We start from the raw sequence: 26317 nt of genomic DNA, 5'->3' as shown, positions 1-26317 counted from the left end.
CAGTGAAGTTCAATCCGCATCGTTCATGTAATGTCTGCTAATCGCACAGGCCAATTCCTGGATCTGCTCCTTCAGCTCCACCGGCTCCAGAATACGAATGGAAGTACCGAAGCTTAACAGATACTTGGGCAGGTACTTGTTCATGGACGGAACATCAAGCAGGAACCGCGCTTCCCGGTCGGTCCGTTCCGTCAAGTAGTGACGCAGATGCCAATTGCTGCACAGCTTGTTTAGCGTATCCGGCTCCCCTTCGATACGGATCACGACTAGAAGGGCGTTTTCCTCATGTTCCGGCTCCAGCTGGCTGCGGAAATAGGCAGATACCGAGAAGGGGGCCGGCTTAGGGAAGCAGGCATCCGTTAATGCAAGATTGACAATACGGTCCACACGATAGGTCCGTATGGCCTGTGCCCGGTGACAGAATCCAACCATATACCATTCCGAACGGTCGTAAGCCAGACCATACGGATCGACTTCGCGCTCTTCATCCTGTGCAGCATTCTCTTTCCGGTAGGTGAGGTGAATGGTCTGTCCCGCCTTCACAGCCAGCTCCAGCTCCCGCAGCAAAGGGACGACAGACGGCGGACGGGACGGGGCAATGACATCGAGGCCGCTGGTTAGCAGCGACAAGTCATGGCGCTGTTCTTCGTGCAATCCATTCTCCACCTTCTTGAGGGCGCTCTCCAGCTCCCTCGCATAAGGATAACCTGCGCCTACCGCGAATTTATAAGCATCTACCAGTGCCTTCAGCTCTAGCGCGTTGAAGAACAGGGGCGTCTCACTGAAGCTCTCCAGAATATGGACTCCGCCGTCATGTCCAGATTCGGCAACCACCGGGACGCCGCTGGCGCCAAGCGCGTCGATATACCGGTACACGGTACGGATGCTGATCTCCAGACTGTCCGCAATCTGTGCGGCAGTGAGTTTTTTGCCGGACCGCAGCATCCATAGCATAGCCAGCATATTATCCCATTTTGCCATTTGAAGCTCTCTCCCAGGTCCGCTTTTCATCCAACTGATGAATGCGGGCATTTTTTTCTCAGTCTACCATGTAATATTCTGCTGTTCCATCCGCTTTATGCTATGATGTGGAATATGGTATTTTCTGAGAGAGGAGGGGCACATTATGATCACTTTTAAAAAAATCATGCAGATTATTGGTCTTAGCGTTCTGGTCACGGGTGTTGCTCATTCCCCGGCCCCGGCTGCCGCAGCTTCCGGTTCCACCCAATCCGCCCAATTACCCGCTATTCATATCTATCTTAATAACTCGCCGATCAATACCTCCGCAGGGGGAGCCACACTGATGAATGGTACCGTGATGCTCTCACTGGACAAGCTATATGTCAGCGGGGCTACAATTAGTTATGATGAACATACGAGGATGATCACCATTAACAACCTGCTCACGACAGGCAGCATGAAGATCGGCAGCCGGATTGCCACTGTGAACGGGAAGCAGGTCACCTATTCCGCTGCCTTCCAGCAAGTGAATATGCAGCTATACATACCTTTGCGGTTCGTTAATGATGCCATTGGCGGCACAATGGACTGGAATGCCAATAAACGTGAAGCGTTCATCAGCTATCCTCTACAAGGAATTCGGAATTGATCCGTTGGATATCGGTTAGGCGGGGTTTGCTGGAGGCGTAAAGGGGAAAATATAGAAGAAGGATACATGAACAAGCTCCTGTGTGCATCGCAGGGGTTTGTTTTTGTATGTGTTCAATTTCTTATTGATATTTAATTTTAATAAAATAATAATTATGTTGAAATAATATTTCAGTAATGGTATTCTGCATTTAGAGAGCGATTTCATAAACGGAAAAGGATGATGGAAATCATGTTAGAGCATTTGACAACGGAGACCCGCAATAAGAAGACCATGAACCTGGATGAGTTAACACCGCTTGAGCTTTTGGAAGTGATGAATGAAGAAGATCACAAGGTCGCACAAGCTGTGAAACAAGTCATTCCGCAGATTGCCGAAGCTGTGGAAGTGATTACAATGGCGATCAGACAAGGTGGACGCTTAATTTATATGGGGGCTGGAACAAGCGGACGTATCGGCCTGCTGGATGCTGTTGAATGTCCGCCAACCTTTGGAACAGCACCTGAGGAGGTCATCGGGTTAATTGCCGGGGGAGAGAGAGCGTTTATCAAAGCCGTCGAAGGTGCGGAGGACAATGAACAATTAGGGGTGCAGGATCTACAGGATATTAAGCTGACAGCCAAAGATGTTGTCGTCGGCATTGCTGCCAGCGGACGCACACCCTATGTGATCGGCGGATTAGAATATGCGAATTCTATTGGAACACCCACTGTAGCTGTGAGCTGTAACAAAGATTCAGCGATTGGCAGAATTGCCGGGATTGCGATTGAAGTCGTAAACGGACCGGAAGTGTTAACCGGGTCAACACGTTTGAAGGCGGGGAGTTCGCAGAAATTAATCTGCAACATGCTTTCCACCGCTTCGATGATTCGTACGGGCAAAGTATATGGAAATTTAATGGTGGATGTACAGCTGACCAATGAAAAGCTTGTAGAACGTGCCAAACGGATTGTGATGGATGCGACTGAGTGTGACGCTGAAACGGCAGAGCGTGTTCTGAAGCAGGCAGATCAGAAGCCGAAGATTGCCATTGTGATGATCCTTGCGGGGCTAACTAAGGAAGAAGCTGTGCAGCGGCTGGAAGCATCACAAGGCTTCGTCCGTCAGGCGATTCAATAATACGATAAGAAGAAGGGGGCTACAACATGAGTAAATATCATGATTTAGCGGTCAACATATTAGGGGCCATCGGCGGCCGTGCAAATGTATCCGAGTACACCCATTGCATGACTCGTCTTCGTGTAACCGTTGTGGACCGCAGCCGGATCGCTGAAGCGGACTTGAAGCAAATCGACGGGGTTCTGGGAGTAGTGGATGATGAAACCTATCAAGTCATTCTCGGACCGGGAATCGTAACCAAAGTCGCTGAAGAATTCGGTAAAGTGTTGGAAGCAAGCAGTCCTGAGGGCGATCCGTCAACTTCGGCTGAACAATTACAGGCCAAAGGCGCACAAATGAAAGCGCAGCTAAAAAAGAAGAATGATACGCCGTTCAAAAACTTTTTGCGGAAGATCGGAAATATATTCATCCCGCTTATCCCTGCATTCGTTGGAGCCGGATTAATTGCCGGTATTGGCTCGATTCTGACGAACAATATGACAGCGGGTAATTTAGACACAGCAACCTGGCAGCAATATGTGACGATCTTAAATGTCATCAAAAATGCGATTTTCAGTTACCTGGTGATTTATGTCGGTATTAATGCTGCCAAAGAATTCGGAGCTACGCCTGCTCTCGGGGGAGTAATCGGCGGGGTAACGCTGTTAACAGGAGTAACAGCGGACCTGACCATTACTAATATATTTACGGGTACACCTCTGACACCGGGTCAAGGCGGGGTTATTGGCGTTCTCATCGCTGTATGGATTCTGTCCATCGTGGAGAGATATTTGCGTAAAGTGATTCCTGATGCGGTTGATATTATCGTTACCCCTACAATTGCCTTGCTGGCCGTAGGACTGATTACAATCTTTTTCATCATGCCGTTCGCCGGATTCATCTCCAGTAATCTAATCGGAGCGATTAACTGGACGTTAGAAGTGGGCGGAGCATTCTCAGGCTTTGTATTAGGAACAGCGTTCCTGCCGCTTGTGATGTTAGGGCTGCATCAGGTATTGACGCCGATTCACATTGAGATGATCAATGATTCAGGGATGACGCTGCTGCTTCCGATGCTGGCTATGGCCGGGGCAGGTCAGGTTGGGGCTTCCATCGCCTTATGGATTCGCTGCAAGAAGAATAAATCATTGACGAACATGATTAAAGGCGCTCTTCCGGTCGGTATTCTGGGAATCGGCGAGCCATTGATTTACGGGGTTACTTTACCACTGGGCCGTCCGTTTGTTACAGCTTGTATTGGCGGCGGGATTGGTGGTGCGGTCATTGGATTATTCGGCAACGTTGGAGCCATTGCTATTGGTCCTTCCGGAGTTGCGTTAATTCCCTTGATTGCGGGTGGATTATGGCTGAAATACGTAATAGGCTTAATTGCAGCTTACGCTGGCGGATTTATCGCGACTTATCTCTTCGGTACACCCAAAGAGGCTATGGCAGAACAGGATTAAGCGACCCTGAGATATTGAGGTGATTCCAGTGCTCGGAATTTCAATTTTTGCGGCGGACCGCACGTTAGAAGACAACGTGAAGTATATGGAACACATGAAGGCTGCAGGCTGTACCGAAATATTCACCTCTCTTCATATGCCGGAGGATGAGTTCGGAGCATTGAAGGAGAAGCTGCTGGAGATCGCAAAGGCTGCCCGGCGGTTAGGAATGGACCTGATGGCGGATATTTCCGGTAAGGCATTGGAGAACTTTTCGTTACCCTTCCTGTTGGAGGCTGGTGTTACAGGTTTGCGGATGGATTTTGGATTTAGCGCCGATGAAATTGCAGCCTACTCACAACAACTGAAAATTGCCTTAAATGCCAGCACCTTAACCCCAGAGTTCTTGGCTGACTTAAAAGAGCATCATATTTGTCTTGAGAACATTGAAGCCTGGCATAATTATTATCCCCGCCCGGAGACAGGTCTGGATAAAGAATCGTTCATAGCGAAGAACAGGTGGCTGCAAGCCGAAGGGATTACGACGATGGCCTTTATTCCGGGAGACGGGCTGAAGAGAAAACCGTTATTTCAAAGTCTGCCTACCTTAGAGAAGCACCGGAATCAATCTTCTTTTCTGGCCTACCTGGAATTAGAGCAAGATTGTGCCGTGGACAAAATTTTCGTTGGCGATTTAACCCTCTCAGGAGGGTCTCAGATTCAATTTCAGCGGTATGAGGAAGGGGTTATTCCTTTGCGGGTAACCCAAGAATTACCTTATGCCTTATGGGATAAGGTCCACCGGAACCGCTTGGACGCTGCCCGTGATGTGATTCGCTCTGAGAGTGCACGGTCAGATCAGGAACGTTTTGAAAGGAGCCGAAGTATTGCGCCTATGCATACGAACAAGCGGCCTAGAGGGACGATTACCGTCGATAATAATTTATATGGCCGCTATGAACATGAGCTACAGATCACACTAAGAGATCTGCCGGCACATGAAGCGGTTAATGTGATTGGTCATGTGATAGAAGAGGACCTTCCTCTATTAGACTACGTCAGACAAGGCGGAAGACGCTTTAGTTTCACAGCTGCTACTTAATGATTACTCCCCTCTATTTTGTTACAATAAGGAGAATAGACTGAGGAGAGGAGTTTAGAACTTGGCAGCAGGAAGCATGATTTCTCAAATTGAACTGGTCTTAAATGAACTGCCGGAATCGGAAAAAAAAGTAGCGGAGTACATTCTTGCCAATGCTAAAGAAGTGATGCATATGAGCATACATGAGTTAGCGGCTAAAGCGGAGGCGAGCAGTGCGGCGGTTGTCCGTTTTTGCCGGTCGCTGGGCATCGAGGGCTTCCCCGCGCTCAAAATCCGCTTATCCGCTGAAGTAGAGAACACGAATTATGTCGGCTACTTTGATGTTGAATCCAATGAGACGGTGCATTCTATCATTGATAAAATGTTGTCCAATACCATATTGACCTTTCAGAATACGGCCAGTCAACTGGACGCGCATTCGATTGAGCAGGCCGTGAGCCTGTTACAGCAGGCAGAGGTTATTTATGTGTATGGGATAGGGGCGTCTTTCATTATTGCAGAGGATGCGGCACAGAAATGGCTGCGGCTCGGCAAAAATGTATATGCTATTTCTGACCGTCATTTATTGGCGGCAGCTATGGCTACGAAATCAGAGAATGCTGTCTTCTGGGGGATTTCGTATAGCGGGGAAACGGGCGAGGTCATTCAATTAACCAGACGGGCCAAGGAGCATGGGATCAGAACAATCAGCCTTACCCGACCTGGAAATAATAAGCTTTCCCAGCTGGCGGATGTTTCTTTATTTACATCACGTGCCCCGGAAGCCACACTTCGCAGTGCGGCAACCAGCTCAAGATTCGCCCAATTATTTGTGCTTGATATTGTCTTTAGCGTATATGCTTCTGCCCAGCATGATTTAACTGTGGAGCAGCTGGCGAAGACAAGGCAGATGATTGAAGTTTTGAATGATTAATGTTGAACCTCTGCATAAAAAGGGGCTGTCCTAAAGGCCAGGCAATGGCTGCTTGGGACAGCTCTTTATTTTGGGGCACCCGCCCATAGGATGCTCCCAGATTCTTTACTTTCTCAAAAAATTCATACAATCGTCTGGCCTCTGAATCCTGACTCAGATATTGCAGGGTGTCCATCGCCTTCTCTAATCCCGGCTCATTCCTCAAGCCGAAGATTGTCGATCAGGAACCGGCGCAGGCTGCTGATGAAGGTATGAGTGGCATGGCTGATGTAGCGGTCGGCCCGGTAGATCAGTCTGAGGTTGCGGCAGGGGGCAGTATTCAGGATCGGAATGGAGCAAAGTCCGCTGTTCTCCATGCCCTCAAGCAGTCCGCGCGGTTGTATGGTGCCGCCAATCCCGGCCTTGACCAGCTGAAGCAGCGAGGTGGCTGATCCGGTCTCCATGATCGGCTCCAGTCCGAAGCCTGCCTCCCGGCAGGTATTCTCCACCAGCTCTCTGCCGATGTAGGTGCGCGGGTACATTACAAGCTGGATCTGCTGAAGTGATGACAGCTCAATGTGGCTCATGGCGGCATAAGGATGATCCTCGCGGACAATCAGATGATAAGGCTCCCAGCCCAGGTCCACTTGAGTCAGCATGGAATCACGCGGACCCGGAAGGCAGATGCCGATGTCCAGCTTGTTCTCCAGCACCTCCTGCTGAATAAGCGTTGAAGCGAAGACCTGGAGCCGGATATTCGGAAAATCGGAATGGAATTTAACCAGCATCGGCGTTAGACGGTAGTCCAGGTCAGAGGGCAGCACCCCAAGCCGGATCATGCCGCGGTTGTCGGAGCGCAGCTCATTAATCGCTGCCTTGGCATTCTGCTCATTCTGAATCATCCGGGCTGCGTAGTCCTTAAGGAGGACACCAGCTTCGGTTAGGGCAATCTTTTTGCCGATCCGGTCGAACAGGGGCATGCCTATTTCACCTTCCAGTACTTTAATCTGCTGGCTTAGTGTCGGTTGGCTGATACCCAGTCCCTCAGCGGCGCGTGTGAAATGCAGTTCTTCGCAGACGGCCATGAAATAGTGCAGGTGGCGGGTTTCCATGAAATTCACTTCTTTCAGGATAAGATCATAGTCAATTACTATTATAATAATATAAACAATAGTATTGATCAATATATGACATCGCCGTATACTCAGGCTAAATACAAAATACTGATATGGAGTGATGGAAATGCCTTTCTTACTATTATTCGTTGCCTTGCTGGCAGCCTCATTAAATATGCGTCCGGTAATCACTTCGGTCTCACCGCTGCTGGGTAACATTCAGAGTGATCTGGGGATGAACAGCCTGCAGGCCAGTCTGATGACAACACTGCCTGTCCTGTGTATGGGGATATTTGCACCCCTTGCCGTGAGCATCAGCCGGCGCTTCGGTCTGGAGCGCACGATCTTCGGAGCTATGGTGCTGATCGGGGCGGCGACAGCCGCACGCGGGTTCTTGTCTTCATCCTCCGGTCTCATTCTGACGGCGCTGGCAGCAGGCGTAGGGATCGGAATTGCCGGACCGCTGCTGTCCGGCTTCATTAAGCGTCATTTTCCCGGCCGCTCGGCTATGGTCAGTGTGTATTCCGCCTCAATGGTGGTGGGTGCTTCACTGGCTGCCGGGCTGGCTGTTCCGGTCTATACCTGGCTGGACAATTCCTGGCAGCTGTCCCTGGCGGTATGGGCATTCTTGTCGCTCGCCGCTCTCCCGGTCTGGTGGAGGATTGCCGCGCGGTCCAAGCCGCTGAAGCAGCAGACTGCACATGCCCGGCTGCCCTTGGCTAACGGCAGAGCCTGGCTGCTGACCATATTCTTCGGTCTTATGGCGAGCATCTTCTATTCGCTGACGGCCTGGCTGGCGCCGATGGCAGCATCCATGGGGTATAGCAAGCATGAAGCGGGCAATCTACTCACACTTTTCACCTTGATACAGATTCCGGTAAGCATCCTCGTGCCCATCCTGGTGGCCAGATTCCAGCGGCGCACGTTATGGCTTGTGCTGTGCAGTCTGTTCGAGCTAAGCGGACTGCTGCTCCTTCTGGGCTCAGCCTCACCGCTGCTGAGCGCAGTGCTGCTCGGCATTGGCGCTGGCGGATTATTCCCGCTGGCTCTAATGCTGCCGCTCTTAATGACGGAGCGGGCGGAAGAGGCCAGCTCCTGGTCGTCGCTTAATCAGGGGGGCGGGTATTTTCTCGGAGCTTTGGGACCGCTCGCGGTTGGACGTATCTACGATGCCTCGGGTTCATTCCAGCCCGCGCTGATCGGCATGGCTGTGATCACTCTACTTATGATCGCGGTACAACTGATGATAGGCAGAAGCTCCCGCGAGGGCAACGCTCTAAGGAAGAGTACGGCTTCGAGCTGAATGCCGACGGCCTGAAGTTCCAGAATGCCAAGTAACCCTTGACGGGATGGCTGTGGCGTTAAAGAGAAGATAATGACACGTTAACGCGCTCCTTGAGATATGCCCTGGAGTGCGTTATTTGTTATAATGGGAACGGGTGACCAGAGTACAAGTCAGGTGAAGGGGAGGACATGAATATGAATATGAATATGAATATGAATATGAATATGAATATGAATATGAATATGAATATGAATATGAATATGAATATGGATATGGATACGGATGTGGATAGGGTTGAAGAGCCGCCCGTTCAGCTTATCGGCATGCTGGGCCAGCCGTATGATCCCAAGAGGGTCCAAGCCGTGCTTAAGCCCTATGGCGTTAAGCGCATGCCGGCTCCGAAGAGCTATTTCAACGATACCATGATCCCGTGCGCCAAAGCATCTCTAAGGATGGATCTCTACCGTATACCCAAAATCAATGAGCTGACCGGACTACAGTATACGAAGCCCGATGATTGGATCATCGGCGCTATTCACTTCCTTCCCCCTGGTTCGGGCAACCAGAACGAAGTGCCTTATCCCGTCATTTTACCTGAGGACATTACGATGAACTCTTCGCCTGAGGAAGCGATCGCGGCCTATGGCCCTCCGCAGCTGGATGAAGAATGCGAATGGCCCGGATTTTCCGGCCGCATTATAGCCTGGCGGGGCGAGGGCATAAACATCGCATTAGAATACGAGTATAGCAGGGAAGGTAGAGTGCTACGAACCTATATCGCCTGCCTAATCGGCTGCATCGGCGCTTGGCGGAGCGATAACCCGGAGGTTTTTGCACCATGAGCAGGGGAGGGCTGATTCTGGTAGGACAAGCTTTCGTTAGAATCGCGGAGAGCTGCCGGAGAGCTGCCCTTCCTGCAACCGACACACTAGAGAACATAGCAGTTGGATAAAGAGCACTTGTTTCGGCCGAATCGCTCCCTTTTCAAGAAGCAGTTGGAAAAAAGGCACTTCTTTCAGCCGATTCTATGAAATCGGCTGGATTTGCACAAATTAAGTGTAGTTTATCCAACTGCTACCCCCAAGTACGCCATGGGCGCTCGAATAGTTGTACTTTTTCCACTAGATTCCCTCCCCATTCTCTCACCGCACGATGAACTTAACCTTCCATTCCTCCTGCAATTCATCCCGTTGAGTACACTTGCTAATTTGTATTTACAAATTATGGGATACATGCTATCTTTGCTATGAAAGCGCAACCATGATCTGATAGGTTAACCAAGGTTTTACCATTTTGTTCATGGGGAGGAAGGAAGAAAATGAAGAAATGGCTCAAAAGAACAGGAACCATGCTGCTCGCTTGCACACTGCTGCTTGGAGGCTTGACGGCACCGCCGCGTACCGCCCACGCTGACCCCGCACTGATCACCATCGAAAGCGAGGATGCCCAGCTCACCCCGGATCTGCAAGTGACGACCCAGATTTACGGAACGCCGAAGCCCGGCTATTCGGGAAGCGGTTTTGTCTGGATGCAGAACTCCGGTACGCTAACCTACACCGTAACTGTCCCGGCAACCGGCATGTATACGATCTCGACCCGGTATATGCAGGAGCTGAGCCCGGATGGCAGACAGCAGGCATTAATCGTTAACGGTGCTGCGAAGGGTTCGTATATGCTGCCCTACACCACTACGTGGAAGGATTTCAACTTCGGCTATCACAAGCTGAATCAAGGCAGCAATACCATTCAGGTAAAAGCAGCCTGGGGATTCGCTTATTTCGACGCCTTAACGGTGGATCATGCGAACCTGGACCCCCTGATTGTGCAGCCCGTACTCTCTGACGCTCAGGCCACGCCCGAAACGCAGCTCCTGATGAATTATTTGACGGAGGTGTACGGGAAGCACATGCTCTCGGGCCAGCAGGAGATCTACGGCGGAGGGAATGACGGTAACTCCGAGCTGGAATTCGACTGGATTCACAACCTGACCGGCAAATATCCGGCAGTCCGCGGGTTCGACCTCATGAACTATAATCCGCTGTATGGCTGGGAAGACGGCACTACCGCCCGCATGATCGACTGGGTGAATAACAAGGGCGGGATTGCGACCAATAGCTGGCATCTTACGGTTCCCCGTGACTTCACCGCCTATCAGCTTGGGGAGTTTGTCGATTGGAAGGAAGCCACCTACAAGCCGACCGAGACCAATTTCAATACCGCTAATGCTGTGATTCCAGGGACCAAAGAGTACCAATACTTGCAACTGGCCATTCAGGATCTGGCAGAGCAACTGCAGATTCTGCAGGACAACAATGTTCCCGTAATCTTCCGTCCTTACCATGAGGCAGAAGGCAACGGCGGGTTGAACGGGGAAGGCGCGTGGTTCTGGTGGGCTTCGGCAGGTGCGGAGGTGTACAAGCAGCTCTGGGATCAGCTCTATACCGAGCTTACGGAGACCTACGGCCTGCACAATCTGATCTGGACCTATAACAGTTATGTGTACAGCACTTCTCCGGCCTGGTATCCAGGGGATGATCAGGTGGATATTGTCGGCTACGATAAATACAACACCATCTACAACCGCTATGACGGACTGTCCGGCGTGCCGAATGAGGACGCGATTAGCTCGACCTTTTATCAGCTGGTGGATCTGACTGGCGGCAAGAAGATGGTAGCCATGACCGAGAACGACACCGTTCCCAGTGTGCAGAATCTTATCGATGAAAAAGCGGGCTGGCTCTACTTCCTGCCATGGTATGGTGAGCATCTGATGAGTACGGCGTTCAATTATCCGGCTACGTTGACCACTCTGTATCAGAGTGATTATGTCATTACGCTGGACGAGCTGCCTGATCTGAAGGGGAATAATCCTCATCCGAGCGCAACCATTACACCATCCATGGTCGAATTTGACAAAGCTCCGGCTCATCAGACCGACCAGACCGTCACCATGAACCTGAACGGCAACATGTTAACGGCCCTTCGTTCTGGTACCGCCATTTTGACTGAGAACGAGGATTATACCGTAAGCGGGAACACACTGCTGCTCACTAAGGCGTTCCTTGCAACGCTGCCGGTTGGCGAGCATTCGATCATCCTGGATTTCAATCAGGGCCAAGATCCCGTGTTAAAAGTAAAAGTCATCGATACAACGCCAGGTGCTTCCATCTCACCAGACCATGCGGTGTTTGACCGGGCGGCGAATCTTGCACAGGATATTTCTGTAGGGCTTACCTTACAGGGGCATCAGCTGACAAGCCTGAAGCAAGGCAGTTACAGCCTTGTATCCGGCCAGGATTACACGGCCACTGACACTGCGGTTGTTCTGAAAAAAGCTTATCTCTCCACGCTGCCGCTCGGTCAGCATGCGATCGCTTTTCATTTTAGCGGCGGAGCAGAGGTTGTGCTTACTGTGAACGTAGAGGATAGCAGCGTTCCGCTGCCTTCGGGTGACTTGACCATCCAGGCCTACAACGGCAGCACCGGTGCTTCGACCAATGGAATCGCACCCAAGTTCAAAGTAATCAACACCGGGAATGAACCGGTCCAGCTCAGCGATGTGAAGCTCCGGTATTACTACACCATTGACGGCGAGCAGCAGCAGAGCTTCTGGACCGACTGGGCCAGCATCGGAGGCGCTAACGTAACTGGTACATTTGTGAAGCTGGACACCCCGGCCGCCGGTGCCGATTATGCTCTGGAGATTGGCTTCACCAGCGCTGCGGGAACCCTGAACCCTGGCCAGAGCGCAGAGCTGCAGACCCGCTTCTCCAAACAAGACTGGTCTAATTACAATCAGGCCAACGACTATTCCTTCCGCGCCGCCGGTACCCAGTTCACCGATCATGAGCAGGTTACGGGATATGTGAACGGGCAGCTGGTGTGGGGGATGGAGCCTTAAACGCCCTCAACCGTAGTTGTTGACCCATTCTCCGCTAAGTAATAAAATTATGTATTTAGCGGGGAATTCATTATACCGGAGGTGTTCTTTTGATAAGAAGGTATAGGTCAACAATAATACTGCTGGCGTTAAATGTACTTTGTATTTTTGCGGTCGATATTTCGACTATTAAGTATAGACTTGGGAAAGGGACATCAGGTAACGGGAATCCCGGAATAGTAGTTTTGATTTTTAGCCTGATATTGCTTGCGATTTTCCTCGTAAACTTAGGTTTGAAATCTGTTGAATCTCTAAGAAAGCAGCCACAGGCAATCACGGGGATAGTCATTCCAGCTCTTGCAATAGTCACTTTAGGGGTTACTATTTTTGGCGAACTAAACAAAATCAGTGCCTTAAAACAAAACTTAAACGGTTTCACAAATGATAAGGATTCCATAGTTTTTCGTTTCGGCTGGATTAATCAATATACAAATACTCTGTTTTATAATGGATACATTTTGATGTTCGGGATTTCCATAGCGATGCTTCTGTCTTGCCTGATCGTTAGAATGCAATCCAAGCCACTTCATCGTCAATGAATAAACTTGTAACCGTTTTCGTGTGACGCAATTACTATAAGAGGAGGTACTAATATGTTAACCAAAATCAAAAAATGCGGAGTCTACAGCCTAGCATTAGTATTACTAGCTTCCACCTTGCTCGGCAGCACGGGTTCCCGCGCATCTGCGGCAGAGGCGTCAGCTGCGCTGACCTCGGACTTCAGATCGTTGCAGGCTTCGCAGATCGTCAGCGAGATGGGGGCCGGATGGAATCTGGGCAACTCGCTCGAAGCTTCGGTGAACGGGATCCCCAGTGAGACCGCCTGGAATAACCCGACCATTACGCCGCAGTTGATCCAGAAGGTCAAGGCAGCAGGCTTCAAAACCATCCGTATCCCGGTCTCCTACCTGAATTATATCGGGAGCGCTCCCGGCTATACGATCAACTCGGCATGGCTGGACCGCGTTAAGGCAGTCGTGGATTACGCTTACAATGAAGGCTTGTATGTCGTCATTAATATTCATGGGGATGGCTTCAATTCCGTTCAGGGAAGCTGGCTCCTGGTGAACAGCGGCAACCAGACGGCCATTAAGCAGAAGTACCAGAAGGTCTGGCAGCAGATTGCGAATAAGTTCGCTGGTTATGGGGAGCGGCTTATTTTGGAGTCGATGAACGAGGTGTTTGACGGCAACTATGGCAATCCGAATCTGGCGTACTACGCCAACCTGAACGCCTACAATCAGGTCTTCGTGGATACGGTCAGACAGACAGGCGGCAACAATAGCGCCAGATGGCTGCTGATTCCGGGCTGGAACACGAATATCGACTACACGGCCGGCAATTACGGATTCGTACTCCCAACCGACACCTACAGATCCTCCACCATCCCCAGCTCAGAAAAAAGAATCATGATCTCCGCCCACTACTATTCCCCTTGGGATTTTGCCGGTGAGGAATCAGGGAATATCACGCAGTGGGGAGCGTCGGCGACGAACCCTGCCAAGAAATCCACCTGGGGACAGGAGGATTACCTGAACTCGCAGCTCCAATCCATGTACAACAAATTCACGACCCAAGGCTACCCGGTGGTGATCGGAGAATTCGGTTCCATTGACAAATCATCCTACGATTCAAGCAATAATATCTACCGCGCCGCCTATGCCAAAGCCGTAACCGCAACCGCCAAGAAGTACAAGGCCGTGCCCGTCTATTGGGACAATGGCTATAACGGCCAGAACGGCTTCGCCCTGTTCAACCGTTATAACAACACTGTCACCCAGCAAGGCATTATCAATGCCATTATGCAGGGGATGCAATAAAGAGGATTCCGCCGGTATACAAGCAAGAAGCGCTTGGGATGATCCCAAGCGCTTCTTGCTTTGGTGCCGCTGCTGTGTACGGCTTAGTGCCATACTGTCGTGCGCTCAACCGCCAGACGGGTGGAAGGGTGACCGGCGGCCGCAGCTTTGCCAATGGAGATTAACATGACCGGCACATAACGCTGTGCATCAAGTCCGAAGGCAGCGGCAATTTGGTTTTTATCGTATCCGCCTATGGGATTGGTGTCGTAGCCGTGCGCACGGGCAACCAGCATGAACTGCATGGACACCAGACCGGCGTCAATTAAGACGGTATCGCGTTTTTGTTCCAAGGACAAGTTTTGCAGGAGGGGCAAGTAGGCAGACATGAACTGCTCTTTCACCTCTTGTGGCATATAGCCTGAGGCAACCGTGTCGCTGAAGATTTCGTCCATAAACTCGGGGAAATTGAGGTCACCGAATACGGCTACTACAGCGGAGGAAGTCTCCACCTGGTTGCTGTTGGAGCTGGCCAGCGGGAGCAATTTGGCTTTCGCTTCAGGACTTTCAATCACGGCAAAACGCCAAGGCTGTAAGTTGACAGAGGAGGGGGCCAGTGAAGCTTCTTCCAGCATTTGCGTCATTTCCTCACGGCTAATTTTGAAGGAGGAATCATAAAGCTTGACCGACCGGCGGCTTTTAACCACTTCCATGAAATCTTGTACTTTTTGTATACTGCTCATATTAGACAGCTCCTTTGAGAGATTAGAGATTCTGGGCATTACGGTACATCCGCTCCAGCATATCTGCCAGCGCTTGGCGCTCTGCGGTAGCGAAGCCGGCAAACAGTCCTTCCACGACTTCTGAATTAGCCTGCAAAAAATGATTAACATGCTGCCGGCCATTCTCATTGAGACTTACGAGGGTAATGCGGTTATCGTCCGGACAGTTGCGCCGGCTGACAAATGCCAATAGTTCAAGCTGCTTGAGATGACGGGTCACAGCGGCGCCGTCAATGCCAAGGGATTTCTGCAGGGCGCTCTGACTTACTTCTTCATGGACAAGCAGCTCCTGCATCAGTCGGAAGCGGGAGGCGCTAAGGCCGGTACACCCGGAAAAAGCGCTGCTGATCCGGGTATTCAATAATTGCATTTTTTGTAGGATACACTTCTTCTCATCGGTCCCCGTGATCATCTATTCCCTCCCCTCAACTTATTAATTGACATATCAATCATTGATACATCAAATAATATAAGGGATGGGCTGCAAAAAAGCAAGCGTTGGATTACTCAAGCGTTGGATTACTGTAGTTTTGTGCGGTATTGCGCCCAGGCGTCTGGATGAACCCTCAGCGGCTACCCGGCAGATGCTGACCTATGATTGTCGTGACCAGCAACTTGCGGAAGACCGTCTTATACATAGATAATATGAGTAGGCTGTTGAGTACTTAGATACATCTGTTGTCCGTGCAGAAATAAGAAACTGGAAGATAAGGAGAGAAGCTATACTATGAATCGTGCTGCTATGACCCCGCCACCAGGCAAAAAAGAATTCTATCCTAAAGACGCTGTACTGGTTTTCCTCGCCTTCGCGCTAATCAGCGCAGCCGTTATCTTTGCCCTTGTCGTATACGATGTCCTGACCCTTCAGGACCTGTTATCCTTTGAAAATCCGCTGCAATTGGCAATATACGTTGTCCTTCCAACAATCAGCCTGCTGTTGTTCGGAATTATCCTAACCCTGCTTACGCCCGCCAGCTACATTGACGAGACCAACAAGAGCTATCAGAACTACTCGCTGCCAGCGATTTTGGCCTTCACGTTCGCTGGAGCCTTATTCGAGGAGCTGCTATTCCGAGGAATTATACAAAATGTACTTACTCTCTACCTTCCCAACCCCTGGATCGCTATCGCAATCACCACGGTGCTGTTTGTGGGAATGCATGTCCAGTACTACAGCAAGCCGCTCATGCTGCTAAACATCACCATTCCAAGTCTGGTCTTCGGGTGGGTGTATGTGCAGACGCATAATTTGCTGGTTCCGATCCTTGTTCATTTTCTGATGAATCTGGGGATTACGCTGTTGTTCAAATATAAGGTGATTGCTATGAGAGGGGAGAAAAGATAACGGATGGAAGCCAAAGTGATAACATTACCCGCTTTCTATGTCGTAGGTTATCAAGTAGAAGCAGATGTTGCAGCATTCGAGTCAGGTCTGGGTAAGCGGACCTATCATTCACTAACAGCAGGCAGGGACCAGGTACTGAACAAGATTAATGACCATGTGATCCTGATGCAATTGTATCCGCTGACCCCGGAGTTTGACCCTCAGGTGGACCGTTTCGTTCATATGCTGTGTTATACCGTCTCTCATCCCGACGAGATTCCGCTGGATATGGTGAGTCATACAGTTCCTGAGAGCAGATATGTGACGTACACCCATACGGGCCTCGAATCCGAGCTTAGCCGCTCCTATGATTATTTGTATGGAGAGTGGATGAGTGCGACGGGGAATGAGCCGAAGGATTATGATTTTGAGGTATGGGATGAACGGTACAGCCCGGATAGCCTGGACAATGAGATTGAGATGTTTATTGCGCTAAAATAATGTTCCCGCTCGAGGCGAACTGGAGAAGTTTGGAACCGGCTTCAGGAACCCCGGCATAGCGCCAGCTTCGCAGACAAAGACTATGCCAAACTAAGAGACATTATCCAAGATGAATCCATCTGGTTCATTACCGAGGACTGTTATGATATCTCCAAAAAAGTTCAATGGCTCCTCTGCGAAGATCACGATGACATGCCCCACCTGAGCGGACAGCCAATTATTGAACGGTGGATGAGGTATGAAGGGCTGTCCCAAAAGTGATAGCCCTTTTTATTGCAGGAATTATGTATGCCAAAAACAGCATACAATGGGCTCGCTGAAGGCGCGTGGGCCAAATGTATGTGGAAAACAGTATACTATGGACTCGCTGAAGGCGCATGGGCCAAATGTATGTGGAAAACAGCATACAATGGACTCGCTGAAGGCGCATGGGCTAAATGTATGTTGAAAACAGCATACATTTGCACACACGTAGGCCTGAGGCCCGAATCGGAGCGTCCCCCTCCCCCAAGTGCTCACGCCGAATCTACTCCAGCATAAAGAGCTATCCCAAGCAACCGCTTCATGGCTTCTGGGACAGCCCCTTCATGCAGATTACAAATTCCCATCCCGGCAGGCATGGCATTTATCCAAGATTTTTTGATATGATGATTTTCCCCCGTTTGGTCGGCTCTTCACTTTTGCGATACGCCTGAAGAAGGCCTTGGGCAGTGAAGGGATAGGCCTCATGGATATAGATTTTCAATTTATTCTCTTGCATCTGGCGGACAATGGATTCGAAATCAGCACGGTTAGCTCTTGCCTGGAAGAAATAGGCGTTAATGCCGCGGACCTTCGGGTATTCATTGAGCGCGAAGGCCACCACTGAAATATAGGTCCCGCCATCCTTGATGACCGAGTAGTTCTTCCTTCCGATGTCTCCCGGTAACCCGGTACCGAAGGTGGCGCGGTCCATAGCGGCATCCAACACGAAATCAACAGGCTCTGTGATTTGGGTGGCGAAGTCGGATTTCGTATAATCGATCACCTCGTCAGCACCGAGTCCTTTGACGAAATCATGATTATAGTCCCTCGCAGTTGCGATAACATATGCTCCATGCTGCTTAGCCAACTGGACTGCTGCATGTCCGACTCCTCCGGCACCAGCTTGAATAAGGATGCGTTGCCCCGGTTGAAGCCGGCCATGTTCAAACAACGCTTGCCAGGCCGGTAGGGCAACGGCAGGCGCGGCGCCAGCCTCTTCGAAGGAGAGACTCTCAGGAATAACGGCCAGGAGATCCTCCTCCACGGCAACATAGTCCATGTAGGAACCTCGCGGAATCATGCCCATGACACGATCCCCCGGCTTGAAATGCCGGACTTTCCCGCCAACCTCTTTAACAATGCCGGCTACTTCATTACCAAGAACAAGCGGCAATTGAAATTGATCCGAGAATTTATCGGCCACCGGACTCTCAAGAATTGCACCGCTGCGAAATAGAACATCTGCGGGATTGATGGATGAGGCGCGCATTTCGACGAGAACCTGTGTGCCGGTGAGTGCGGGGACGGGTACTTCCAGTTCCTCTAGCACTTCGGGAATTCCAAAGCTTGTCAAAGCAATAGCTTTCATGATGATCCTCCTCATAAATTTAACAATAAGTATTATTCACAGATTGTTTAAGCAACACCTGTTTGATAAGATGATAATATTGCGTGCTTGAGAGTTCAACCGCCAGAGTTAGAGGAACGTTGCATAGGCAACACATTGCGAACATTGATGTTTAACAAGGAGATATAGGGATGGTAAATCAGGAAGATCCGAGGGTATTGCGCACACGACAGTTAATTCGAACAGCGTTCAGAGATTTGCTGCAGAGAAAAGGATTTGATGCAATCACCATCAAGGACATCGCTCAGGAGGCAACCATTAACCGCGCCACCTTTTATGCCCATTTTGAAGATAAATATGCTTTGCTGGACGAAGTCACAGAACAGGCTTTTCATGAGAGGATTCCAGAGCAAGTGGTGAATGCACAGGAGTTTACGAACGATATATGTGACCAGCTGATCATAATGACGCACCAATACATCATAGATTTTTACCGGATCTGCAGAATAGATTCCAATCCGATGGCTAAACTGGTCGATGACAAAATAAAGAAAATGCTGCAGCAAACCATAGAAAGCATTTTTATGAAGGGGGATACCTGCCATGGGGCGGACATTCATCATATCAAAATCATGGCGGCCATGACCGGTTCAGCCATCTATGGCGCTGCACATTATTGGTTAAATGCCGAGGAGAATAATCGGCCTGATGTGCTCGTAGACGTTGCTCGTTCCTATGTAATGAACGGTCTGGGGCTGGCAACCCCATGAATGACATTAGACACGCACAAGCATTTTCATATACTTTACTCATACTTGTTCCACAGAATTCCCGCAATCGCCTGCTAAGATGAAGATACTTTCAAAGAAGAGGTGATTGACATGATCAAATGGACAAGAAGAGTAATCGCAGTGTTGGCAGTAGTGAGTGTAGTGGGCGGCTCAACGAGCGCATTCGCAGCAACGGCCCCTGTTGTAAAATCAGTGAAAGAGGTGAAGGTGACTGCACCAGTGGTGAAATCTTCCACCCCAGTCAAGGTAACTCCTGTAAAAGCTTCCACTCCTGCCAAAGCAGTAACCTCTGTGAAAAGTACAGCAGCTACTAAGAGTCCGGTCAAGGCTACAACCCCAGCCAAGCACAAAGCAGCAGTAAAGACAGCTGCAGATACCAAGCACAAAGTTGCAGCCAAAACAACCGTAACCGCTAAACACAAAGCAACAGTAAAGACAGTAGCCGCACATGCCAAGCACAAAGCCGGAGTAAAAACAGCAGCGCTCACCAAGCACAAAACTGTAGCTAAAACTGCTGCCCCCGCTAAATCCGGCAACAAGACAACGGTGATCACCAAAAAGAAATAAGCACTCAATAGATTCTTCCGCAGCCACATACGTATAACCACGAAGGCGGGGCTCATGAAGAGTCCCGCTTTTGATCTATACATCTAACTAACTCTTACCTCCTTCAGCGGCGTGTCCAAAAATGGCTTCAGACAAATGGTTGTTCTCTATGAACTGCAAGATAAGCTTCGAACTGGTGGCAAAGGACCGGGGTTCACCAAGGATCGTGGAGGAGATTACGCCTACTATTTTATCGCTCGAATCTATGACAGCACTGCCGCTATTTCCGGGCCAGGTCTGCACCTTGAATTCCATGGAGTGGGTGTACACATCGGGTGTTGATGTATTTTTCGATTTCCGGATAACGGCCACATCATCGGCGATGAATGTTCCGTAGAGTGGTGTCCAGGGGGACCTCTTGGTAGTCACAGTGTCTAAATTTCCTGTTGGCTTGGTAGGGTGCCCGATAACCGTCACCTTTTCGCCTGCCGCAGGCTGAAGATTGAACTCCTTGAAATAGCTGTCTTGATAGGTCTTGGGGATTTTTGTAGCGTCAATTTTCAGCAGGGAGAGGTCTTCCTTGAGATCTGTTGCCACTAGTGAGCCAAGCAGATACCCGTCCGATTTTTGCGCATAAAAAGTAATTTGGAAGCGTAATTTCTTCCCATTATAGCTGGCGGGGGCAACGTGATTATTAGTGACAATGTATCCGCCAGGTAACATGAAGCCTGCACCAATGCCAATCTTTGTTTTGGTCCCTTGACCGGACAGTACATACTTTTCTATCATCACGACACGTGTCAAATTTTTGTAATTACGATACGCTTTCTCTTGCTGCTCCTTGGATAATGCCGGGTTACTGGTGTAAGGCCGGACCTTGATAACGGATTTGGTGACCGTCGTGGATGTAATGGACACTTTGCTGACAGCAGAAGCTGCGGCGATATGGATGCCCAGTGTTAGAACTGCAGCAGCCAGTAAGCATGAGAGGAATCTGCTAACCCATCGAGTCATAATCACTCCTCCTTTAGTTTTATACTATTGAAGAGTGAGACATGTTGTGACGGTCAGTCTGCGGATATGTAAGAACAGAGCTCTACATCTTTTTCGAAGAAGAGGAAGACGGGGTTTATGACGAGTCCTGTCTTTTATCTACATAGATAACCCTGTATGATAGAGCTAGATTAAGGACGGTAGAGGGGATTAAGTGATGGCGAAAATAGTAGTCGTAGACGACGATCTGTTCATTTTACAGCTGCTCTCAGAATATTTGCGCAAGGAAGGGTACGAGGTGACTTCGTTCTCGAATGGCCGCGCGCTGGTTGAGTATGTGCGTACAGAGCACCCGGATTGCCTGATCCTCGACATTATGATGCCCGGCATTGACGGTCTGGCACTGCTCACCGAACTGCGCACCTTCACCAAGCTTCCTATTATTATGATCTCTGCACGGGGCGAGGAGAGTGACCGGATTCAGGGGCTGGAGCTGGGCTGCAGTGACTTTCTGAGTAAGCCGTTCAATCCGCGTGAGCTGGTGGGCCGGGTGAAGTCGATGCTGCGTCTGGCTAGAGCGGGTAATGCCGCTGCGAAGGAGACCTCCCAGGTGGTAATGGCGAAGGAAGTCTGTAAGTCCGGGAATGTGGAGATTGACGCGGATTACCGGACAGTGAAGGTGAATACAGAGGAAGTGAGTTTGACCTCACGGGAATTCGATCTGCTGCTCTTCCTGGCCTCTCACCTGGAACGGCCCTTCGGGCGTGAGCATCTGCTCCAGCAGGTGTGAGAATATGATTTTTTCGGGGATGTCCGGGTGGTAGATGATGTGGTCAAAAGAATCCGCAAAAAGCTCGCCGAGCACCACTCCACGCTCCTGATTGATACGGTGTGGGGCTTCGGATACCGGGCATCCGTGCGGAAGGTGTAGCCATGCGGACCATTCGCGGTAAAATGCTGTTTTCGCTCTGCATTGCCATGCTCGTCACTGTTGCAATCACGATGAAGCTATTCGTGCGTCTGATCGACGATATCCTGATGAATCAGGTGAAGGCTGAGCTGCACGGACAGGTGGGGAAGGCGCAGAAGCTGCTCAGCGATGGTGACCTTAACAATCTCAGCAGCACACAGTTCAAGTATGTCGTCAAGGGACTGATGATGAACGCAGATTATATGATTCTGGATGCGGATCAGAAGATCATAGACGCCAGCGATGAGAAGGAGGAAGGCAAGCAGCTGCACTACACGCCTACGGGGAAAAAGGGAATTGCCCTCCTGCACGGCAGGAAGGTATTATATGCGCAAGAAAAGCTGAGAGGGCTGTCCGATGAAATCTTCATTTATTCGCCGCTGTCCTCGCTGAGAGCCTTATACGGCTCTCTGATGCGAACCACTTTGCTGTCCATAGGTGCCAGCTTTATTGTGATTCTTGCGATCGGGCTGTTCGCCGTGTCGCGGGTGGTGCGGCCGCTGAACCGGTTGAAGGAAGCCGTTGGGCGATATGAGCCTTCCTATGCACAGGGCAATCCTTTTCCGCAGGGGGACCGGACGGAGATCGGGGAGCTGATGACCACCTTCCAGTCCATGTCGGGGCGCATCCAGCAGCATCAGCGGAACCAGATTGAATTCCTGCAGAATATCTCCCATGAGCTCAAAACACCCCTGATGTCCATCCACGGCTTCGTGTTCGCCATTCAGGATCAGGTGGTTACGCAGGAGGAAGGCCTGGAGGTGATCACCAACCAATCGCAGCGCTTGATAGATATGGTAGACAAGCTGCTCCAGCTCTCTCGGCTGGAAGCCGTAGACGAGCATTGGCCCGCCGCAGCCGTTGACCTGCGGACCATGGCCGAAGAAGCCGCCATGCTTCTCATGCCCGAGGCCACCCGGCGGGACCTGAAGCTCAGCGTGGAAGGCGAGAGCCTGCAAGCTACGATTCCCGGTGAGCAGCTGTTCCGTATCCTGGTCAATCTGTTACAGAATTCGGTTAGACATACCACAGATCAGGTGGTCATCCGGGTGGACCCGGAGGTTCCGGGAGCTGCATGGGCGATCCATATTGAAGATAACGGTCCGGGGCTGGCCGAGGAGGAGCGGGAAGCGGTCTTCGAGCGTTTCTATACCGGAGCGAACGGAGTAACAGGTCTCGGGCTAGCTATCTGCCGCCAGATTGCGGCACGATTGAACGGAGAGCTGACCTATTCCCGCTCGGAGCTGGGCGGGGCTCGGTTTAGTTTTAGGAAGAAGGTTGGGGAATGAGGTGTTACAGACAGACGCATTAAAAGTAACAGCAGCAGAACAAGACTAAATAAGTCTTAGACTGCTGCTGTTGTCATTCAGCTGACCTCATACCGAATTAGACTGTTCTCGCCTATTCTACTACAGCTTTAACATACATGTTTTTCTCATATTCAATCGCAACAGCTTGTTTGGTATCGACTCCTTGAATTGACCAAATTTGAGTACCCTTCGGGTAATAGTTTGAAAAGTTATCAGTATCTTCTTTAATTTGGGCTTCATCTGTAGAATAGTTTAGAATTTCTCCAATAACTTTGTTGATATTGATTTTTTCATCAGTTGTAACCTTATACTTTTGATTGTCCCATATTACTAAAGGGTAGGGGAAGGAAGACTCAACATTTACATCTACATTGGCAGGATTGTTTTTTAAATCTCCAGCATTATTAGCATTGGAGCATGCCGTAAGGATTATTAAAAACAAGATTATTACTTTCTTCATTGATCATCACCTCTCTTTCATGACGTAACTTCTGGGGAAAATGTTTCCTTAATCAAAAATACTTTCTGAAGTCACTCAGAAAGTATTATTTACAAGATTATTTTATAACTCTTTATTAGATTTTATATTTCTAAATTGTCCTAATTCATAAATAAAAATACCATCATCTTCATTAAGCGGTATGAATGTATTTTCATTTATTTTACGTAAAAATAAAATGGCCTCCTGATTATCCTTTAAGTGAGTTGAAGACTCAGAAAAAACAGTTACTTGACCATCTGTGCCTCCCATCTGAGAGATTGTGATGATTTGCCCAGGACTATCATCTCCTTTTAGAGTATCAATAATTTCTATATTGACTTTGGTAGAGTAATTGAGGTAATCACCCTTAGTAAAGTCACTTTTTGCTTCTCCAATCACTTTTCCTTTAACTACTAGATCAGCAGCTTTTGTTAAAGCTTCTTTATCTTCATAATACACTGCCCACGAAGGATGGATATAAACTCCATCCTCTAAAGAATCATATCTAGTATCTTCAAGTTCTGATTCAGCCTCTTCAGAAGAAATAGCAAGAGCAGGATAAAGTCCATTCACAAAATCTATATCCGATGACGAAGGTGAAAGTGCTCTGGCTAAACTACCATCACTATTAAAAGTATATGGATGCATAATTGAACTGCTTTCTACAACTGATGTATGTGTTAAGCCCAGAGAATGTCCCACTTCATGGCCTGTCACTCCAGCTAATATACTGTTTGTAAACATGCTACTTGATGTATAGTAGGTATTTAAATTTAATATAGCGCTTTGAAGTATACCATTATTTACAGCCTTAGAAGTCAACCCATCCCAAGTTACAGAAGAATTAAATACGTTGACGGCATAATAAGTTGAACTGACACCTACAGAAGTTGATACTTTAAAATTTGTGTTGTTATACCATTTTGCAGCACCTGTAGCCCAAGGAGAGTTTATGCTATTACTATTAATATATAATGTGTTAAATCTACTGGGCCATTTCCCATTAGTTCCCGGAACTGCGTTCACATTACTTACTAAGAATGAAGTACTTATGAACAAAGTAATTATACCAACCAGAAAGTTTCTTTTCATTTTTATCCTCCTCAAATTAGTAAATGTGAATATATTAAATGAAGGACCACCTCCTCTTTCGATATGTTTTTTTTGGTTTTTACATAATAATCATAACTCACCAAAAAAATAAAAGGTTATTTTCGACAAAAATTGTCAATAAAAAACAATTAAGAATACTAGTACCTTGACCAAGGAAACGCGGGATTTTTTCTTTGACAGTCTGGACTTTAGTACGTGCGAAAGGGAAGCTTGTTTTACGGAACCGTTAGCGGGATGACGTCATTTTCAGGTTTGCGAAAGATGGACAAAAGTCGATGGGGCACTTCAAATTCAGGAATTACTGGACGTTCACTATCCAGACACGAAGAGGGGCTTGAGGCGATAGCCATCCAGTCAAGCGCTTAATCGATATGGTAGACAAGCTGCTCCAGCTCTCCCGGCTGGAAGCCGTTGATGAGCATTGGCCCGCCGCCACCGTTGACCTGCGGACCATGGCCGAAGAAGCCGCCATGCTGCTCATGCCCGAGGCCAACCGGCGGGACCTGAAGCTCATCGTGGAAGGCGAGAGCCTGCAAGCTACGATTCCCGGCGAGCAGCTATTCCGTATCCTGGTCAATCTGTTACAGAATGCGGTTAGACATACCACGGATCAAGTGGTCATCCGGGTGGACCCGGAGGCTCCGGGAGCGGCGTGGGCGATCCATATTGAAGATAACGGTCCGGGGCTGGCCGAGGAGGAGCGGGAAGCGGTCTTCGAGCGTTTCTATACCGGAGCGAACGGAGTAACAGGTCTCGGGCTAGCTATCTGCCGCCAGATTGCGGCACGATTGAACGGAGAGCTGACCTATTCCCGCTCGGAGCTGGGCGGGGCTCGGTTTAGTTTTAGGAAGAAGGTTGGGGAATGAGGTGCTATGTGTGTAGACGCGGGGCGGTAGTTTAACCCAAAACAAGTCATCAAAAGGAACAGCAGCAGAATAAGACTGGATAAGTCTTAGACTGCTGCTGTTTTCGTTCAACTTACGTTTTTTGTTTTTCATCGGCATTCTTCATACCAATGGTCTTCAAGATTTTGAATAGTATCCTGTAAAAGATTTGAAAAGGTTGGAGCTATAAAATAAACAAAATCAGAGAAAAATTTCTTAGTGTCTTCTAATATCATCAAAGGAAAACAATGTAAATGGAATAACACCATATTCCACCTTAGAATACTAACCTTCCGGCATTTTCCAACCTGTTTCCTCATCCCAAACAGCATCCGTATCATCTAGATGCACATGCCAATCCCCACTAGAAATACTTCTTCTAATATCCGTCAAACAGGCCAACCAATAATACAGCGCATTCAATGTATCTTCAAAATTGTCTGAAAGGGGTAGCTTTGTCGAACCTGCAAAGATCACCGTTGGTTCATCCTGATCATAGTCATAAACATAAAATGTTTCTCCAATATCCTTCATTTCAAAACCCGCATTGTATTTATCAATGATGGCCCTGATCTCCTGCTCCTCACTGCCCGTAAGGTTATGATTTCTCGTACAAGTGTAATAGACAGAAACTCCCATGTTTTATTCTCCCCTTTTGTGCTGGTTAGTGATAACAATACATACCCACATTTGCACAGTCTAATCCTTTATTTTCATTCTATTATAGCACTTGCTCGTTTGGA

Annotated in this window: 25 protein-coding genes and 1 pseudogene; 17 read left to right on the top strand and 9 right to left on the bottom strand. The window is 49.1% G+C overall.

Annotation, left to right across the window (positions count from 1 at the left end):
• Positions 1 to 9: 9 nt before the first annotated feature.
• Positions 10 to 981: a YafY family protein gene (locus NST69_RS18175; RefSeq protein WP_036733387.1), complete on the bottom strand. Its 972-nt coding sequence runs from the start codon at positions 979 to 981 to the stop codon at positions 10 to 12.
• A 145-nt stretch (positions 982 to 1126) separates the two neighbouring features.
• Here NST69_RS18175 and NST69_RS18170 point away from each other — a divergent pair, with 145 nt between their 5' ends.
• From NST69_RS18170 to NST69_RS18150, 5 genes are all read left to right on the top strand, one after another.
• The gene (locus NST69_RS18170) at positions 1127 to 1612 is read left to right on the top strand and encodes a copper amine oxidase N-terminal domain-containing protein (protein ID WP_342546723.1); all 486 of its coding nucleotides are present in this window, start codon (positions 1127 to 1129) and stop codon (positions 1610 to 1612) included.
• Positions 1613 to 1843: 231 nt separating this feature from the next.
• Positions 1844 to 2731, top strand: coding sequence for an N-acetylmuramic acid 6-phosphate etherase (gene murQ, locus NST69_RS18165; protein ID WP_036733394.1), 888 nt, complete (start codon positions 1844 to 1846; stop codon positions 2729 to 2731).
• 26 nt (positions 2732 to 2757) lie between these two features.
• Positions 2758 to 4176 carry a PTS transporter subunit EIIC gene (locus NST69_RS18160; RefSeq protein ID WP_339249161.1) on the top strand — a complete coding sequence of 473 codons (1419 nt, stop codon included), beginning with the start codon at positions 2758 to 2760 and terminating at the stop codon, positions 4174 to 4176.
• A gap of 19 nt (positions 4177 to 4195) precedes the next feature.
• Complete coding sequence (locus NST69_RS18155; protein ID WP_342546721.1) at positions 4196 to 5257, top strand: MupG family TIM beta-alpha barrel fold protein; 1062 nt, start codon at positions 4196 to 4198, stop codon at positions 5255 to 5257.
• A 61-nt stretch (positions 5258 to 5318) separates the two neighbouring features.
• Entirely contained in the window at positions 5319 to 6170 is an 852-nt protein-coding gene (locus NST69_RS18150; RefSeq protein WP_342546720.1) for a MurR/RpiR family transcriptional regulator, read from the top strand.
• A 194-nt stretch (positions 6171 to 6364) separates the two neighbouring features.
• Here the strand turns inward: NST69_RS18150 and NST69_RS18145 are convergent, their stop codons facing one another.
• Positions 6365 to 7261 (bottom strand): LysR family transcriptional regulator, encoded by an 897-nt coding sequence (locus NST69_RS18145; RefSeq protein WP_339249157.1) that lies wholly within the window; start codon positions 7259 to 7261, stop codon positions 6365 to 6367.
• A 130-nt stretch (positions 7262 to 7391) separates the two neighbouring features.
• On the opposite strand from NST69_RS18145, the gene NST69_RS18140 reads away from it, so the two are divergent.
• From NST69_RS18140 to NST69_RS18120, 5 genes are all read left to right on the top strand, one after another.
• Positions 7392 to 8567: an MFS transporter gene (locus NST69_RS18140; RefSeq protein WP_342546716.1), complete on the top strand. Its 1176-nt coding sequence runs from the start codon at positions 7392 to 7394 to the stop codon at positions 8565 to 8567.
• A 176-nt stretch (positions 8568 to 8743) separates the two neighbouring features.
• Positions 8744 to 9391: a hypothetical protein gene (locus tag NST69_RS18135; RefSeq protein ID WP_342546715.1), complete on the top strand. Its 648-nt coding sequence runs from the start codon at positions 8744 to 8746 to the stop codon at positions 9389 to 9391.
• Positions 9392 to 9867: 476 nt separating this feature from the next.
• The gene (locus NST69_RS18130) at positions 9868 to 12450 is read left to right on the top strand and encodes a glycosyl hydrolase (protein ID WP_342546713.1); all 2583 of its coding nucleotides are present in this window, start codon (positions 9868 to 9870) and stop codon (positions 12448 to 12450) included.
• An 89-nt stretch (positions 12451 to 12539) separates the two neighbouring features.
• Positions 12540 to 13028 (top strand): hypothetical protein, encoded by a 489-nt coding sequence (locus NST69_RS18125; RefSeq protein ID WP_340951996.1) that lies wholly within the window; start codon positions 12540 to 12542, stop codon positions 13026 to 13028.
• A gap of 54 nt (positions 13029 to 13082) precedes the next feature.
• Positions 13083 to 14309 (top strand): glycoside hydrolase family 5 protein, encoded by a 1227-nt coding sequence (locus NST69_RS18120; RefSeq protein ID WP_342546712.1) that lies wholly within the window; start codon positions 13083 to 13085, stop codon positions 14307 to 14309.
• 83 nt (positions 14310 to 14392) lie between these two features.
• Here NST69_RS18120 and NST69_RS18115 read toward each other — a convergent pair whose 3' ends face one another.
• Together NST69_RS18115 and NST69_RS18110 are read right to left on the bottom strand one after the other, a co-directional pair.
• Positions 14393 to 15031 (bottom strand): nitroreductase family protein, encoded by a 639-nt coding sequence (locus NST69_RS18115; protein WP_340952002.1) that lies wholly within the window; start codon positions 15029 to 15031, stop codon positions 14393 to 14395.
• A gap of 22 nt (positions 15032 to 15053) precedes the next feature.
• Positions 15054 to 15482, bottom strand: coding sequence for a MarR family transcriptional regulator (locus NST69_RS18110; RefSeq protein ID WP_036733420.1), 429 nt, complete (start codon positions 15480 to 15482; stop codon positions 15054 to 15056).
• Between the two features lie 315 nt (positions 15483 to 15797).
• Between NST69_RS18110 and NST69_RS18105 the strand changes: the two genes are divergently transcribed.
• Positions 15798 to 16415 (top strand): CPBP family intramembrane glutamic endopeptidase, encoded by a 618-nt coding sequence (locus tag NST69_RS18105; RefSeq protein ID WP_342546710.1) that lies wholly within the window; start codon positions 15798 to 15800, stop codon positions 16413 to 16415.
• A gap of 3 nt (positions 16416 to 16418) precedes the next feature.
• Positions 16419 to 16895, top strand: coding sequence for a GyrI-like domain-containing protein (locus tag NST69_RS18100; RefSeq protein ID WP_342546707.1), 477 nt, complete (start codon positions 16419 to 16421; stop codon positions 16893 to 16895).
• 625 nt (positions 16896 to 17520) lie between these two features.
• Here the strand turns inward: NST69_RS18100 and NST69_RS18095 are convergent.
• A complete protein-coding gene (locus NST69_RS18095) occupies positions 17521 to 18507 on the bottom strand; it encodes an NADP-dependent oxidoreductase (RefSeq protein ID WP_036733423.1) in 987 nt (328 codons plus the stop codon).
• A 170-nt stretch (positions 18508 to 18677) separates the two neighbouring features.
• On the opposite strand from NST69_RS18095, the gene NST69_RS18090 reads away from it, so the two are divergent.
• Together NST69_RS18090 and NST69_RS18085 are read left to right on the top strand one after the other, a co-directional pair.
• Positions 18678 to 19256 (top strand): TetR/AcrR family transcriptional regulator, encoded by a 579-nt coding sequence (locus NST69_RS18090; RefSeq protein ID WP_036733426.1) that lies wholly within the window; start codon positions 18678 to 18680, stop codon positions 19254 to 19256.
• A gap of 111 nt (positions 19257 to 19367) precedes the next feature.
• Positions 19368 to 19844 (top strand): hypothetical protein, encoded by a 477-nt coding sequence (locus tag NST69_RS18085; protein ID WP_036733428.1) that lies wholly within the window; start codon positions 19368 to 19370, stop codon positions 19842 to 19844.
• 87 nt (positions 19845 to 19931) lie between these two features.
• Here the strand turns inward: NST69_RS18085 and NST69_RS18080 are convergent, their stop codons facing one another.
• The gene (locus NST69_RS18080) at positions 19932 to 20837 is read right to left on the bottom strand and encodes a serine protease (protein ID WP_036733430.1); all 906 of its coding nucleotides are present in this window, start codon (positions 20835 to 20837) and stop codon (positions 19932 to 19934) included.
• A 196-nt stretch (positions 20838 to 21033) separates the two neighbouring features.
• On the opposite strand from NST69_RS18080, the pseudogene NST69_RS18075 reads away from it, so the two are divergent.
• Both NST69_RS18075 and NST69_RS18070 read left to right on the top strand, forming a co-directional pair.
• Positions 21034 to 21747, top strand: a pseudogene (locus NST69_RS18075) (response regulator transcription factor).
• 2 nt (positions 21748 to 21749) lie between these two features.
• A complete protein-coding gene (locus NST69_RS18070; RefSeq protein ID WP_342546703.1) occupies positions 21750 to 23075 on the top strand; it encodes a HAMP domain-containing sensor histidine kinase in 1326 nt (441 codons plus the stop codon).
• Positions 23076 to 23187: 112 nt separating this feature from the next.
• Here the strand turns inward: NST69_RS18070 and NST69_RS18065 are convergent, their stop codons facing one another.
• Positions 23188 to 23556, bottom strand: a complete 369-nt coding sequence (locus tag NST69_RS18065; protein WP_036728370.1) for a hypothetical protein — start codon at positions 23554 to 23556, stop codon at positions 23188 to 23190.
• A gap of 102 nt (positions 23557 to 23658) precedes the next feature.
• Positions 23659 to 24669 (bottom strand): matrixin family metalloprotease, encoded by a 1011-nt coding sequence (locus NST69_RS18060; protein WP_155991607.1) that lies wholly within the window; start codon positions 24667 to 24669, stop codon positions 23659 to 23661.
• Between the two features lie 392 nt (positions 24670 to 25061).
• On the opposite strand from NST69_RS18060, the gene NST69_RS18055 reads away from it, so the two are divergent.
• Entirely contained in the window at positions 25062 to 25556 is a 495-nt protein-coding gene (locus tag NST69_RS18055; protein WP_340952027.1) for an ATP-binding protein, read from the top strand.
• Positions 25557 to 25859: 303 nt separating this feature from the next.
• Here the strand turns inward: NST69_RS18055 and NST69_RS18050 are convergent, their stop codons facing one another.
• Positions 25860 to 26213, bottom strand: a complete 354-nt coding sequence (locus NST69_RS18050; RefSeq protein ID WP_036733435.1) for a hypothetical protein — start codon at positions 26211 to 26213, stop codon at positions 25860 to 25862.
• Between the last annotated feature and the right edge of the window lie 104 nt (positions 26214 to 26317).

Source organism: Paenibacillus sp. FSL P2-0089 (genome assembly GCF_038595095.1).
Classification (GTDB): Bacteria; Bacillota; Bacilli; order Paenibacillales; family Paenibacillaceae; genus Paenibacillus_AQ; species Paenibacillus_AQ silagei.
Note: the sequence above shows the minus strand (reverse complement) of the source record. Positions and strands in the feature narration are given on the sequence as shown.